General features: G+C 60.8%; 14 protein-coding genes and 2 pseudogenes. 9 read left to right on the top strand and 7 right to left on the bottom strand.

What is annotated here, in order from left to right:
* The first annotated feature begins 241 nt into the window (after positions 1-241).
* From ACREXZ_RS02815 to ACREXZ_RS02780, 8 genes are all read left to right on the top strand, one after another.
* Positions 242-1261, top strand: coding sequence for an AAA family ATPase (locus ACREXZ_RS02815; RefSeq protein WP_431762512.1), 1020 nt, complete (start codon positions 242-244; stop codon positions 1259-1261).
* 3 nt (positions 1262-1264) lie between these two features.
* Positions 1265-2131, top strand: a complete 867-nt coding sequence (locus ACREXZ_RS02810) for a DUF58 domain-containing protein (protein ID WP_431762511.1) — start codon at positions 1265-1267, stop codon at positions 2129-2131.
* A complete protein-coding gene (locus tag ACREXZ_RS02805; RefSeq protein ID WP_431762510.1) occupies positions 2128-3021 on the top strand; it encodes a calcium incorporation protein MxaA in 894 nt (297 codons plus the stop codon). Before ACREXZ_RS02810 ends, ACREXZ_RS02805 begins: the two co-directional genes overlap by 4 nt.
* Entirely contained in the window at positions 3018-4001 is a 984-nt protein-coding gene (locus ACREXZ_RS02800; RefSeq protein WP_431762509.1) for a vWA domain-containing protein, read from the top strand. The genes ACREXZ_RS02805 and ACREXZ_RS02800 overlap by 4 nt, the downstream gene beginning before the upstream one ends.
* The gene (locus ACREXZ_RS02795) at positions 3998-4546 is read left to right on the top strand and encodes a tetratricopeptide repeat protein (RefSeq protein ID WP_431762508.1); all 549 of its coding nucleotides are present in this window, start codon (positions 3998-4000) and stop codon (positions 4544-4546) included. The genes ACREXZ_RS02800 and ACREXZ_RS02795 overlap by 4 nt, the downstream gene beginning before the upstream one ends.
* On the top strand, positions 4543-5478 hold the full coding sequence (locus ACREXZ_RS02790) for an MxaL protein (protein ID WP_431762507.1): 936 nt from the start codon (positions 4543-4545) through the stop codon (positions 5476-5478). The genes ACREXZ_RS02795 and ACREXZ_RS02790 overlap by 4 nt, the downstream gene beginning before the upstream one ends.
* 45 nt (positions 5479-5523) lie before the next feature.
* Positions 5524-6183 (top strand): rolling circle replication-associated protein, encoded by a 660-nt coding sequence (locus ACREXZ_RS02785; protein ID WP_431762506.1) that lies wholly within the window; start codon positions 5524-5526, stop codon positions 6181-6183.
* Between the two features lie 125 nt (positions 6184-6308).
* The gene (locus ACREXZ_RS02780) at positions 6309-7577 is read left to right on the top strand and encodes a hypothetical protein (RefSeq protein ID WP_431762505.1); all 1269 of its coding nucleotides are present in this window, start codon (positions 6309-6311) and stop codon (positions 7575-7577) included.
* Between the two features lie 45 nt (positions 7578-7622).
* On the opposite strand, the gene ACREXZ_RS02775 is transcribed toward ACREXZ_RS02780, so the two are convergent.
* From ACREXZ_RS02775 to ACREXZ_RS02745, 7 genes and pseudogenes are all read right to left on the bottom strand, one after another.
* The gene (locus ACREXZ_RS02775; protein ID WP_431762504.1) at positions 7623-8465 is read right to left on the bottom strand and encodes a hypothetical protein; all 843 of its coding nucleotides are present in this window, start codon (positions 8463-8465) and stop codon (positions 7623-7625) included.
* Between the two features lie 535 nt (positions 8466-9000).
* Positions 9001-9288, bottom strand: a complete 288-nt coding sequence (locus tag ACREXZ_RS02770) for a BrnA antitoxin family protein (RefSeq protein ID WP_431762503.1) — start codon at positions 9286-9288, stop codon at positions 9001-9003.
* The gene (locus ACREXZ_RS02765; protein WP_431762502.1) at positions 9272-9541 is read right to left on the bottom strand and encodes a BrnT family toxin; all 270 of its coding nucleotides are present in this window, start codon (positions 9539-9541) and stop codon (positions 9272-9274) included. Before ACREXZ_RS02765 ends, ACREXZ_RS02770 begins: the two co-directional genes overlap by 17 nt.
* Positions 9542-9593: 52 nt before the next feature.
* Positions 9594-9953, bottom strand: coding sequence for a hypothetical protein (locus ACREXZ_RS02760; protein ID WP_431762501.1), 360 nt, complete (start codon positions 9951-9953; stop codon positions 9594-9596).
* A gap of 279 nt (positions 9954-10232) precedes the next feature.
* Positions 10233-10964 (bottom strand): annotated as a pseudogene (locus tag ACREXZ_RS02755) (ISNCY family transposase); the annotation flags it as partial.
* A 12-nt stretch (positions 10965-10976) separates the two neighbouring features.
* Positions 10977-11108 (bottom strand): annotated as a pseudogene (locus ACREXZ_RS02750) (helix-turn-helix domain-containing protein); the annotation flags it as partial.
* A gap of 335 nt (positions 11109-11443) precedes the next feature.
* Complete coding sequence (locus tag ACREXZ_RS02745) at positions 11444-11728, bottom strand: LysR family transcriptional regulator (protein ID WP_431762500.1); 285 nt, start codon at positions 11726-11728, stop codon at positions 11444-11446.
* A 136-nt stretch (positions 11729-11864) separates the two neighbouring features.
* Between ACREXZ_RS02745 and ACREXZ_RS02740 the strand changes: the two genes are divergently transcribed.
* Positions 11865-13166: an epoxide hydrolase family protein gene (locus ACREXZ_RS02740; protein WP_431762499.1), complete on the top strand. Its 1302-nt coding sequence runs from the start codon at positions 11865-11867 to the stop codon at positions 13164-13166.
* Positions 13167-13177: the final 11 nt, after the last annotated feature.

Here is a 13177-nt window from a genome sequence, read left to right as displayed (position 1 = left end):
GCGGCTCCGTACCGGACGTGCGATGACACACTGTGTCTCCGCGCGGCGTGACACCGTGCCACCGGTTCGCATGCGCGCACGGGCCCGGTGCGATGCTGGGTGCGCGATTCGCGCTGTCGGCACGATCGGCACAAAGTATGCATCCGGTGAATGCATTCGCGCACGCGTACGCGGGGTAGCGCTCGCGTCGCCTGTCTCCGACGGCCGCACGATAAGCACACGACTACAAGGAATCGAATCGATGGGTGCTGGCGAACAGCTTCACGACTGGCGTGCCCGTGCACTGCAGATCGAGGACGAAGTCGCGAAGGCCATGATTGGCCAGCGCCAGACCGTCCGTCTCATCAACGTCGCGCTGTTCGCCCGCGGCCACGTGCTGCTCGAAGGCGGGGTCGGGGTCGGCAAGACCACCGTGCTGCGCGCGTTCGCGCGGGTCGTCGGCGGGGAGTTCGAGCGCGTCGAGGGAACCATCGACCTGATGCCGGGCGACCTCGTCTATCACACATACGTCGATGCGGACGGCAAGCCGCGCATCGATCCCGGTCCGCTGCTGCGTCACGGCGAACGGCTGTCGACGTTCTTCTTCAACGAGATCAACCGCGCGCGACCGCAGGTGCAGTCGCTGTTGCTGCGCGCGATGGCCGAGCGCTCGGTGTGGGCGTTCGACCGCGAGCACCGCTTTCCGCACATGACGGTCTTCGCCGATCGCAACAAGGTCGAGCGCGAAGAGACCTTCGAACTCGCGTCGGCCGCGCGCGACCGCTTTCTGTTCGAGTTGAACATGCCGACGCCGGCCGAACCCGACGTGCGCCGCGCGCTGGTGTTCGACCCGGCGTACCACGACGTCGATGCGCTGCTCGAGCGGCTCGCGCCGGCGATCGTGCCTTGGGAACAATTGAACGCGGTCGGTGCCGCGATCCAGCGCGACGTGCACGCGAGCGAAACGATCGAGCGCTACGTGCTCGACATCTGGCAAGCCACCGAAACGCCGCAGCAGTTCGGCATCGCGCTCGACGACGTCGACATGTCGCGGCTCGTGCTCGCCGGCGCGAGTCCGCGCGGCATGAGCGCACTGCTGCGCGCGGCGCGGGTCGTCGCGTGGCTCGCGGGACGCTCGCATCTCGAGCCGGAGGACATACACGCGGTGCTGATGCCCGCGCTCGGTCATCGCGTGTTCTTCACGCCGGTCTACGAACTGCGCCGCCATGAGCTGGCCGAAGCGCTCGCCGCGCAGATCATGGCGCGGGTCGCGGTGCCGTGAGCGATGAACGGACCCGCTGAATTCGACTACCGGCTGCCGATGCGCGCAGCTGGCGTGCGACCCGGCTCGCATCGCGGCGCGAGCTTCGGCTTCGGCCAGGAGTTCGCGATGCACGGCCGTCTGTTCGACTACCCCGATCCGCGTCGGCTCGATCTGCGCGCGAGCGTGCGCGCGGCCCGTGACGAGTGGCTCGTGCGCGTGCATCTGCAGCGGGTCGCAGTGCCGGCGTATGCGCTCGTCGACGTGTCGGCGTCGATGCTGTTTGGCGCGCACCGCACGAAGCTGCAGGTCGCCGCGGACTTCGTCGAAGCGCTTGGCTACAGCGCGTTTCGCGCGGGCGATCCGGTCGGCCTGTCCGGTTTCGACGCGCGCGACCTTGACGAGCTGTTCATGCCGGCGCGTTATGGACGCGGCATCGGCGCTGCGCTCGCCGGGATGCTGCGCGACCGTTCGAACGGCGCAGTCGCGGAGCGCGGAGGGATCGAAGGATTGCAGCGGTCCGCGGCGAAACTTGCGGGACGGCAGGCGCTCGTGTTCATCGTGTCGGATTTTCACTGGCCGCTCGCGGGGGTGTCCGCCGTACTCGATCTGCTCGCGCATGCATGCGTCGTACCGATGGTGGTGTGGGACGCGGCCGAGATCGAGCCGCCCGATGGCGGTCCGCTGCTCGCGGTACGCGATACGGAATCGCGCGAGCGGCGCACGCTGTGGCTCGACCGGCGCGCGAGAGAGCGCTGGCGCGATGCGGTCGCGCGGCGTCGCGACGAGATTGGCCGCGTGTTCGGCAAGCGCGGCGTGCGGCCGTTTTACGTCGAGCGCGGGTTCGATCCGCAGGCGCTGTCGCGCTACTTCCTCGAGGCGGTCGTATGAGCGTTCGCGCGCTGTGTCGTTTTGCGATGGTTGCGGCACTCGCGTGCGCGACCGTCGGTGCGGCTGCGCAATCCGTTTCAGCGACCGTGCAGCAGCCGCGCGCGTTCGGCTACACGATCGGCGACGTGCTCGAACAGCGCATTCTGCTGCAGGCAGGCGGCAAGGATCTCGGGACGGTCGCCGCGCCGTCGGTGGGGCGCACGGGGCTGTGGCTCGAGCGCCGGCCATCGCGTGTCGAAACGGATCGCGACGGTCGCCGCTGGATGGTCGTCGGCTACCAGATCGTTAACGCGCCGCAGACGCTCACGCGCATCGCGCTGCCGGCGATGACGCTCGGCACGGCTGCGGGCGCTGCATTGCAGGTCGCCGAGTGGCCCGCGAGCGTCGGCCCGTTGACGCCCGCGGATGCGTTCGGCGCAGGCAATCTGCAGCCGATGCGGCCCGACCGCGACGCACCGCGTGTCGCCATCGCGCCGTTGCGGCAGCGGCTCGAGATAGCAGCGGGCCTGTTGATCGCGACGCTGCTCGTGTGGGCTGGCTGGTGGCTGTGGCGCAATCATCGCGAAGCAGGGCGGCTGCCGTTCGCACGGTTGTGGCAACGAATGCGGCGTGTCGATCCGCGCGATGCCGATACGTCCGTCGACGCATGGCTCGGCCTGCACCATGCGCTGAACGAAACCGCGGGGCAGGTCGTGCACGCGGGCGCGCTGGCGACGCTGTTCGACCGGGCGCCGCATCTGCAGCCGTTGCACGAACGGATCGAGCGCTTCTACCGGCAGTCGGCGCAGCGGTACTTCGTGTCCGCTTCGTCTGCGGCGTCCGCTGATCCGCATGCGCTGCGCGATCTGTGCCGCGCACTCTATCTCGCCGAAAGGCGTCGCCACCGATGACCGGGGTTTTCGATTTCGCGCGACCGTGGATGCTGGTCCTGCTGCCGCTTGCGGTGTTGCCGCTGCTGCCGCGACGTAGCGACACGCTGCCGTTCCCGTCGGTCGCGTGGTTGCCGGTAGACCGAACGGGTCGCTGGCTCGAATGGCTTGCTCGCACGGGCGCGGTGCTGACGATGCTCGGCATCGTCGCCGGCCTCGCCGGGCCGGGACGCTCGCATCTGCAGACCGTGCACATCGGCAGCGGCGCCGAAATCCTGATCCTGATGGACCGCAGCGCAAGCATGGACGAGATGATGGAAAGCAAGGGCATCGAGTCGACCGGCGATTCGAAGAGCAAGGTCGCGCGCGCGTCGCTGACCGGTTTCGTCGCGAAGCGGCCGAACGACCGCGTCGGGCTCATGATGTTCGGCATCAGCCCGGTACTCGCGATGCCGTTCACCTACGATCATCGCGCGATTGACGGTGCGATAGACGGCACCGCGATCGGCCGCGGGATGCCTGATACGCAGCTCGATCGCGGACTGTTGCGGGCGATCGGCGAATTCGACAGCGCGACGTGGGCGGGACGGCGCGCGATCGTCCTCGTGTCCGACGGCGGCGCGCGCCTCGACGAGCACGCACGCGCGCTGATCGAAGCGGGCCTCGCGCGAAGCCGGATCGCGCTGTACTTCATCTATCTGCGCAGCAGCGTCTACAGCCCCGATCTGAACGCGACCGTGACGACGAATGCGGGGTCGCCTGAAGCAGATCTGCATCGCTATTTCCTCACGCTGAAGACACCGTACCGGTTGTTCCAGGCCGGCGACGCACGCGCGATGACCGCAGCGATGACCGAGATCGACCGGCAGCAGAACGCGCTGACGTCGTTCGTCGAACAGTTGCCAAGACAGGATGCGAGCCCGTACTGCTTCGCGGTCGCGCTGCTCTGCTGTGCGCTGCTGCTGGTGCTGCAGCAAGTCCGGGTGAGGGCGTGGCCATGATGCGCAACCGGGTCCATCTCGTGTTTGGCGCGATCGCGCTGTGCTGTGTCGCCGCGATCGGCTACAACGCTGCGTGTCTGCTGCGCGCGCAGCACGTGAATCGTGCGATCGATGCGGCGAGCGCGTCGCCGCGCAGCGGTACCCCCAACGATAGCGGTGTGCCCGAGGCGCGGCTTGCGCGCGCGGTGGCGTTGTCGAAAGCGGGTGCCTACGACGCGGCGGGCAAGCTCTACGATGAACTGATTCACACGCGCGCACCCGACGACGTCGCCCGCACCGCGCTCTTCGATCTCGGCAACCTGTACCTGCGCGAAGGCATTGGCAATGCCGTGCCCGGTGCGGTTCCTTCGGTCGCTATGATCGACGAGGCGAAGGCCCGCTACCGCACGCTGCTGCGCGCGGCGCCCGACGACTGGGATGCGCGCTACAACCTCGAACGGGCGCTATGGCTCGCGCCGGAGACACGCGAGCCGCCGGGGCCACGCGACGTGCAGTCGCAAAGCAACATCAAGGTCCACGATCCGCAGAGCAAGGATCTGCCGTGAACACCGGCGCGATCGTGCGAGGTTTGAGAAGCTGGCGCCATGGGTTCACCGCGGCGGCGTGCGTGCTGCTCGTGGCTGCGGTCGTGCTGCCGCGTGTGACGTTACCGCGTGACACGTACAGCTACGTCGTGACGTTCGACATCACGCAGAGCATGGACGTCGAGGACGAAAGTCTGAACGGCGAACCGGTGAGCCGGCTCGCATTCGCGCGCGCCGCGATGCGCGATGCGCTCGCGCAGCTGCCGTGCGGATCGAAGATCGGATGGAGTGTGTTTACCGGCGAGCGCACGCTGCTGTTGCTGGGGCCGATCGAGGTGTGCAGCCATTACGATGCGCTGCTTGCGTCGCTCGACGCGATCGACGGACGCATGCGCTGGACCAACTGGAGCCGCATCGCGGAGGGCGGTGTGTATTCGGCGGTGCGGGTCGCGCGCGAGATCGGACGCGGTGTCGCGGTGATTTTCGTTACCGACGGTCAGGAAGCACCGCCTGTGCTACCGTCCGATGCGCTGGTGCGCGACATTAATCCAGAGCAGGTCGGCGGCTGGCTGATCGGCGTCGGCGGCGATCAGCCAGCGCCGATTCCGAAGACCGATGCGAACGGCGAGCGCATCGGCTACTGGCAGGCGAACGACGTGATCCAGGTGCCGACGCCGCAGGGAGCGGCGTCGCCGGATAGCCACGAAGAACGTTCGGCGTTGCGCGGGCAGTACCTGGCGGCAGTGGCAGGGCGGATCGGCTTCGGCTATCGACGTCTGCTGACGCCGGTTTCGCTGAGTGATGCGATGCGCGATGCGCGGCTTGTACATCGCGAGCCGGTTGCGACCGATGTGCGTGCGTATCCGGCGTTGCTTGCGCTGCTGTTGCTGGTTGTGCGGTTTATGCCGGAGAGCGGGTGGTTTCGTTGGATGCGGCGGGATGCGGGGGGCTAATGCGAGTTCGTCGGCCAGACGGTTGTGACTCTGACTGATCGCTACATGGGCGCTCAACGGTTGAGTTTGTTACCTCGGGCGAAGCGGGGCAAGTCTGAGAACAGCGAAGACAATTTGCTCAATGCGGCGAAACGTGCAAAACAGCAGGTGCGGCAGCGCTGCAAGGCCATTCAGGCCGATCACTTGGTGACGCTGACGTTTCGTGGCGCGATGATGGATACGGAACGGTTGAAGGCGTGTCTTGACCAGTTCCGCAGGCGCGTGGCGAGGATTGAAGGGTTTGAGTACGTCGCGGTGCCTGAGCGGCACAAGAGCGGCGGTTGGCATCTGCATATCGCAGTGCACGGGCGTGTGCGTGTGGAGTTGATGCGGCGCATCTGGTGGAGCATCGTTGGTCGGGCGATGGGCAACATCCATGCGCGCAGTCCGTACAGGGAGAAGGGCCCGCGTCACATGCTGGCGGGCTACCTGTCGAAGTACATCGTGAAGGGTTTCGAGTCGCACAAGTTGAACGAAAAGCGCTACTGGACGAGCAGGGGCATTTTGGTGCCTGCCGCTGAGTCGATCGATCACATTCTGTCGGACGATCCGATGCGCGTGATCAAACGTGTATTTGCTGCCGCCAAATGGGCGGGGGCGACGCTGAATCGATGTCAGGTGTATTGGCAGCAGGAGTTGGGGTGTTTTTGGCTTTCAACCAGATAGCTATAAGTCAACGATTGTTGACTTTGCTAATTTTGTCGCTGATGCTGCTCGGTTCTTGTCCTGATAAGCTTGACATGGCACCATGATCGAGTCGAATTACGTTCGCTAACGGCTTTGAAGATCACATGGGTCCAGTCGCGCTGTTTGATAAGTCGTTCCTTCAATCGCTGACCGTTGATGAATCGGTCTGGTTTGATCATTTTTTCTATCCGAATATTTGCCCGCTGTTTTACGTCGAAACGCTAGCTGATCTGACGAAGGCCACCAGTTCATCGGGGCGTACGAGTGAGCAGTTGGTCAGGATGATCGCCGATAAAACACCGGGCTTGACTGGTGTGCCGTGCGCTCATCACCGTGAACTTTGCGTTTCTAATCTGATGGGAATGCGGCTGCCCATGAGTGGGCGAATACCTCTCGCCGGAGGCCGTGCTGTCCGGTCTGCTGATGGAAAGGCGGGCGTGGTGTTTGAGCCGGCCCCTGAGGCCCAAGCATTTAGTCGTTGGCAGCGTGGCGAGTTTAAGGAGGTCGAGCATCTTTTCGCGAGAGGTTGGCGAGACATGTTGTCGACGCTTGATTTGCCCCGCACGGCGGAGCGCATGCGGAAGGTCGGTATCGACTCGAAGGACTGTAAGTCTGTCGAAGACGCACACCAAATTGCAATGGATTTGGTTCGGTCTAAGACGCAGTCGTTTGAACAGATGGCGCTGCTCTTCGCTTTTGTCGATATACCTCGTGAGTTGCATCACCCCATACTCCAACGTTGGGCGATTGAGTTGTATCGTCCCCTTTACGAGTACGCCCCGTATGCCGCGCACGTGTTGGCGGTCGAACTGTTCTTTCAGATTTGCATGGCCGCCAGTCTCATTTCGGCTGAGCGTGCGTCGAATCGAGTAGACATTGGTTACCTGTTATATCTGCCGTTCTGCATGATTTTCGTGTCGTCGGATAAGCTTCATAAACGATGTTCCGTACCGTTCCTTCGTTCGGACCAGAGCTTTGTTTGGGGACAAGATCTAAAAAAGGAGCTTGGGCGACTGAATGGACACTTCGCGAGTTTTCCCCAAGAGGAATTGGAGCGCGGCATTATGCGGTTTGCGCCATCGCCGGTCGGAAGCGACGACGCGCTGATAATTCGGTTGTGGGACAAGCATGCCCCTGGCTGGCGAGAGAGCCAACAGTGGAAGGCGGAAAGTAGTCCAGAGGGCGATAGGAAGATCGTGGAGAGCCTACGGAATTTTACTGATGCACCGACTGTCGAATCGGGTTCGGAAAGTCCGGAGTTTGTTGATCCGGATCACGTTGCGGTAGAGCGGATAGTGAAAAAGAGGAAAGGAAGTTGGTGGGTTCTCCCGAAAGATCTCAAGACCGACGATGAAGAACCCGATTCGCAGTAAGGTCGGTAACAATGATCGCATTCGGCATGGTGGCAAAATCTCGCGCTACCGTGGTGTGAACAGTGAGTCGCTGGGGACTGTTTGTCCTTTTAAAAGAATCGCCGCAGCGGTCTTATCATCAGTAGATGCTCCATCGGTAAGCTTTTCAGTTGCCCACGCCTTGATCTGTCTTTGCCTCTCAACCGCCGCAGAAGACGTCAATGCCGAGCCAACTGTGACGTAAAAAGTATGCCCGTTATAAGGTCGGACAACCATGGCATTATTGCCACCCAATACCGTCGATCCGAATGATTTATTCAGAAAATCGGCAGTTTTCGATGCCGTTTGCTGATCGTTAGATTTTCCAACGACGTAAAAAGTGGGCTGTTCCGATGCGATTCCTAGTGCCGCCTTAAAACCATCCGCAATACCTGGAGCGGCGTAATCCCTTCCAAGAACAAACGGTTTTCCATTGGCGTTCAATAGTGCACCTTGATCGTCAGTTGGAGATTCCGCGAAGCTGTCCGAAATGAAGGGAACAGGGAAGGGTATCATCGAAATGTTGGTGGATAAGGTTGGAATATCGGGGATTGATGATTCGCGTGCGAGTTGAGGGTTTGCGAAAAGAGCAACTACTAAACCCGGTGCAACAATACCCGCGATGAACGCGCTGCGTTTTGTTTTTCCATTATCTGCGTAATCCTCAGCGAAATGCTCAGCAACTACAGCACCCACTATGATGTAGCAAAGACTTCCGATTCCGAATCCAATCATGGCGGCGAAACCAGCTGTGATATATTTTCCCGCAGTGAATTTAACAATTGAAAGACAGGCGGCTCCCATAGCGCCCCTGATTGCCTTCGTTTGCGATGTAACTTTTTGAGCTGTATCCGTCTGATCTGTAGCCATCTTTTAATTCTCCTGTGCCCGCACGATACAGAGAATGGCATTGGAAGCGATTTTGATCAATCCTGGATTATCACGCAGCGAGTTTGTGCTCATAGAACGGCTGGATGCGGTCGTGAAGGATCGCATACTACGCGTCTAGATTCGAAGGGCCAGGATTGAGCCACGCGTCGATGTGTTCGGGCTTGATCGGAATGATGCAGCGGTCGTGTCCGGCCGCCGCGATGCTGGTTCAGCACGTGAATGTGATGAAAGCCCTACATGGCGGGGCTTTTTCATTGGCGGTTAGGCAACGATGGCCCGATGCGAATCAATGCTGACCGGCGTTCAGAAGTATCTGTATCTGCTTTCGGAGTTCGCCCGCCATGATGCGGGCGAACGCTGCGTCGCAACGCTTGCAGGTGTAGTGTTCTTCAAGGACGACATGGTTGTTCATGTCCCTGCCCGCATTCGTGAGATGTTCGTGTGCATCAGTCGTCGCTGGCCGACCATGAAGGTCGGCACAGTCGGGGCAGGGTTGAGTCCAGAGATCCGCTATCTAGATCATGTGGTGAGATTTGGCGTACTCGCGCAGCACTTCATTTATGCGCGTTTGCCAGCCATCGCCAGTAGAACGAAACGCTTCGAGGACGTCACGGTCGTAACGAATGCTGGTCGCGACTTTCGTGACGTCGACCGGAGGTCGTCCCATGCGTGCATGGCGCGGTTTCATTTCGGCGATCTGCTCCCGGGTGATTTCGGGGCTATCGGGATCATTCTCGATGCCGCGATTGATCGCTGCATTTTCGTCGTCGCCTGGACGGATCAATCTACGCTTGTCGGACATAGTCGTCGTACTCCCGTTGGTTTGCCTTGCGCAGGCTGATGACCCGCGTTACGTTGCCGCGCTCGGTGTACACGATGACGTACAGGCGATTTTCGAGTGGTGCGAGACCGACATAACGCGCCTCACCATAGTCGGCACGGTCGTCGCGCCGTTCCCAGCACTCGTTCCAGTCCAGTTCAGCGGCACGGGCCAGTGAGATGCCGTGTTTGCGGATGTTGCTCTCGTCCTTGGCAGGATCGAATTCAATTTCCATGATTTATTGTATATACAAAAAGTGTGGACTGCAATGGAAGGGCACGCGGCTGTCAGTGTGCGAAACCGGGTAACGGGAGTTGGTGTCGCGTTCGCGGTTCATAGACGGCTTCGTTCGCGGCAGGCATCGTGTGCTTCAGCGGGATGGCCGGCGGCCGCTGTGCATCACGCTCGATGGCCGTGTAGCCCATCTGGTCGCGTATTAGCTGGTGCTCGAGCGTTTGCAGGCGCAGCGTGGCGATGGCCCAGGGCGGGATGACGGCCTGGCCGCTCGTCCATCGACGGATGGTGCGCGGGTGACGTTGCAGCATCCGGCACAGGTAGTTGGTGGGGATGCCGCGCGCGTAGTACTGGAACTCGTTCAGCGAGGCGGCGTTGTGACGTGTGAGGAAGTGATGTTTTCGGATGGCCATGCGGGTCTCTCAGGCTGGTTGTTGAAGGCGAAAAAAAAGACCGGATGAGGTGTCCAGTCCTGTTTCTACGGCTGGAATCTGTGAGGTCTGAACTCTGATTTAACTATCCACTTGACTGTTGATAAATTACGACCAGCTGTCGTAGCCATTTCAAGATGTCGTAGCGGCAGCTATTTAGAAATGTCGTGTTTTCAAGGGCTAAAGGGTTCGTTTATAAAGGGTTGCCGCTCACGCATTGTTGAAGGACGGCGCCTGAAACAGCAGGGCGCTTGCGTCCACTCAGCCAGCACCTGCAGGCCGACGGCCGGGTTTGCCGGGTGATTTTGGCTGTCTGCGTTGTGCCAGTTCCACGACCACTTCGTTGATGTCGTCCTGCGTAAATTCGCGCTGCTTCTTCGTGGCCTGCGTGCGCTCCTTTGCGCGAACCGGTTGTCCCTGATTCGTACGCGAAGGGGAACCGGAGATGCGCCGGTTATCGCGCTGCGCCTGAATGACCTGAGCGACCTGCAGGACGTGGCTCAGGCGCTTGTGTTCCACCACCGTGCCGCGATCGAGTTCTGCCAGCCTGTCGTACTGCCGGCACGGCAGCACCCGCTCATCGGCACGGATCTCGATGCGCCCGTCCGGGTACTCCCACACATCGATATAGCGATGAATCAGCTTGCGATTCTCCGGTGTGTCGTCCAGCAGGTACATCACCCGGTCGTACTGCACCGTCAGCGATTTGGTCACGCGCCGGGTTTCGCGCCACGTCATCAGCAGATCGAGATTCTCGTCGGCCCGCAGCGGCCGGTGTGCGTCGAAATCGCTCCTCGGCGGCTTCGCGAAGCGTGCGTTGTACGACGCGATGAAGGAGGGCGCATAGGCATTGGCTTCAACGATCGTGCTGATGCCGCGCAGCCGCAACTCCTTCACGAGCCGGTCCTGCAGCGTCAGATGCGCACGCTCGACGCGCCCCTTGGCCGGGCTGCTGTTCGCGCAGAACGTGTCAATGTTGAGTTCATACATCGCGCCTGCTGCACCCGATTCCCGGTACCTGAGTACCAGCCGTTCGATCTGCCGGACCGTCACGCCCAGTTTCTCAGCCGCACGTCCGGGCTTCAGGCCCGTGTCCACAACAGCCTGGATTACCTTCAGACGGTCGAGTTCTCGCATGTTCAATGTCACCAGGGTGGCTGGATGCATGGCTGGCTCCGTAGTCCCACGAGGAACCGGCCAACATACCGAGGCCCAAACACGACATTTCTAAATGGCTAGAACACGACATCTCTATAAAGCTACTACATCAAAAAGTTCGCTAATTTATATTATGTCAAATATACAACGGTCGCACATGTCACCCATGTTGCGCGGCCAAGCTGACGTGCAATTACCGAAAGCTCGTCGGCGCTGCCGCCGCAGGCCACACCATCCACGTTCTTGCCCAGGAGATTTGCCGGTCACCCACACCGAGATCGACACGTATGTCGGGATACCGCGCGATGAAGGGATCAACACGCAACTTGCGCTCGGCGAGCCGATGTGGATGCGTAGCCGTCCATGTCCTCGAGTTCCTTCAGCACGCGCGCAGCGCGCTTCTCGTAAGCCGCCCCCTCTGGAGTGACTGTGACCCGTCGCGTGGTTCGCTGGAGCAGCCTGATGCCGAGATGTCGCTCCAGTGATCGCACGAGTTTGCTCACTGTGGCAGGCGGCATGTCGAGCGAGTCGGCGGCACGCGTGAATGCGCCCGTTTCGACAACGCGAGCGAGCACCCGGACGGCATGCAGCTGGTCCATGTCGATTATCTATGTGTGTGGATAAAGATATCGCGCCTGGCCACTTTATCAACAATCTTTGGGCTTCTATAGTCGTCGTCATCCCGCATTGAGTCGGAACAGGAATTTCGCCCCATCAAACGTATAGAGGTTTCTCATGACATCAACTTCGTCCGACGCTTCGACGTCACTTAGCGTGGACTTCATGCGTCGCAAAGCGCTTCGAGCCGCTGCGTGGCTTGGCACGTTGAGCCTTGGAAGCGGCTTGACGGCGGTACGAAAAGCAGAAGCGAAAGCGACGGCTATTGCGCTTCCGTTCACCTCAGAAGCCGTAACGCCCTTCCGTGTCGCCATTCCAACTGCTGCGCTCCAGGATCTGAAGGCGCGACTTGCTGCAACGCGTTTTCCCGAGAAGGAGACCGTCAGTGACTGGTCCCAAGGCGTGCCGCTAGCAAAGATGAAAGCACTTGTGGTGTATTGGCGATCCGACTACGACATGCGCCGTATCGAACGACGGCTGAATAGCGTTCCTCAATACCGGACCCAGATTGACGGTCTTGGCATTCATTTCTTGCATGTGCGATCGAAACACCAGAACGCGTTGCCGATCATCCTTACCCATGGGTGGCCAGGCTCGGTTGTCGAGTTCCTCAAGGTTATCGGACCGCTAACAGATCCAACAGCGTACGGCGGCACACCTGATGACGCTTTTCATGTCGTCGTACCGTCGCTGCCGGGATACGGGTTTTCTGACAAGCCGACTGAGCGCGGATGGGGCTTGCCTCATATTGCGAAAGCCTGGGCCGTGCTAATGAAGCGCCTGGGCTATTCAAGCTGGGTTGCGCAAGGTGGAGACTGGGGCGCAGGCGTTACGACATGGATGGCTAAGCAGCATGTGGACGGACTGAAGGCTATTCACCTGAACCTTCCCATTCTGTTCCCACCACCGGTTGAAGGAGAGCCTACCGCCGAAGAAAGGGCCGCCATCGCTCAACTCACGGCATTCGCCAATAACGGTATGGGATATTCGAAGCTCCAGTCCACGAGACCGCAGACGATTGGCTACAGTCTTTCGGATTCGCCGGCCGGTCAAGCCGCGTGGATATATGAGAAATTTGCCCAATGGACCGACACCAACAATGAGCCAGAACGAGAACTGTCGCGCGACGAGATGCTCGATAACATCACGCTCTATTGGCTGGCTAATACGGGGGCCTCTTCCGCGCGCCTTTACTTTGAGAGCTTTGCGACGGACTTTTCGCGGCAGCAACTTGATATCCCCGTCGGCGTGTCCGTTTTTCACGGCGAGATCTCGCGACCACCCAGAGTTTGGGGCGAGCGTACCTACTCAAAGCTCTTCTATTGGAATGAGGTTGCGAAAGGCGGGCATTTCGCCGCCTTCGAGCAACCGGACCTCTTCGTCGCTGAACTGCGCGCCTGCTTTAGCCAGCAGCGCTGAACGAGAGTCAG

The organism is Paraburkholderia sp., from assembly GCF_050742655.1.
GTDB lineage: Bacteria > Pseudomonadota > Gammaproteobacteria > Burkholderiales > Burkholderiaceae > Paraburkholderia.
This window is presented reverse-complemented; position numbering and strand designations above follow the sequence as displayed.

Bases quoted from the DNA above. Each gene is read 5' to 3' on its own strand.
- ACREXZ_RS02770 (WP_431762503.1), bottom strand. From the start codon at position 9,288: ATGTCCGACAAGCGTAGATTGATCCGTCCAGGCGACGACGAAAATGCA.
- ACREXZ_RS02740 (WP_431762499.1), top strand. From the start codon at position 11,865: ATGACATCAACTTCGTCCGACGCTTCGACGTCACTTAGCGTGGACTTC.
- ACREXZ_RS02785 (WP_431762506.1), top strand. From the start codon at position 5,524: ATGGGCGCTCAACGGTTGAGTTTGTTACCTCGGGCGAAGCGGGGCAAG.
- ACREXZ_RS02775 (WP_431762504.1), bottom strand. From the start codon at position 8,465: ATGGCTACAGATCAGACGGATACAGCTCAAAAAGTTACATCGCAAACG.
- ACREXZ_RS02795 (WP_431762508.1), top strand. From the start codon at position 3,998: ATGATGCGCAACCGGGTCCATCTCGTGTTTGGCGCGATCGCGCTGTGC.
- ACREXZ_RS02800 (WP_431762509.1), top strand. From the start codon at position 3,018: ATGACCGGGGTTTTCGATTTCGCGCGACCGTGGATGCTGGTCCTGCTG.
- ACREXZ_RS02765 (WP_431762502.1), bottom strand. From the start codon at position 9,541: ATGGAAATTGAATTCGATCCTGCCAAGGACGAGAGCAACATCCGCAAA.
- ACREXZ_RS02780 (WP_431762505.1), top strand. From the start codon at position 6,309: ATGGGTCCAGTCGCGCTGTTTGATAAGTCGTTCCTTCAATCGCTGACC.
- ACREXZ_RS02805 (WP_431762510.1), top strand. From the start codon at position 2,128: ATGAGCGTTCGCGCGCTGTGTCGTTTTGCGATGGTTGCGGCACTCGCG.
- ACREXZ_RS02760 (WP_431762501.1), bottom strand. From the start codon at position 9,953: ATGGCCATCCGAAAACATCACTTCCTCACACGTCACAACGCCGCCTCG.
- ACREXZ_RS02815 (WP_431762512.1), top strand. From the start codon at position 242: ATGGGTGCTGGCGAACAGCTTCACGACTGGCGTGCCCGTGCACTGCAG.
- ACREXZ_RS02810 (WP_431762511.1), top strand. From the start codon at position 1,265: ATGAACGGACCCGCTGAATTCGACTACCGGCTGCCGATGCGCGCAGCT.
- ACREXZ_RS02745 (WP_431762500.1), bottom strand. From the start codon at position 11,728: ATGGACCAGCTGCATGCCGTCCGGGTGCTCGCTCGCGTTGTCGAAACG.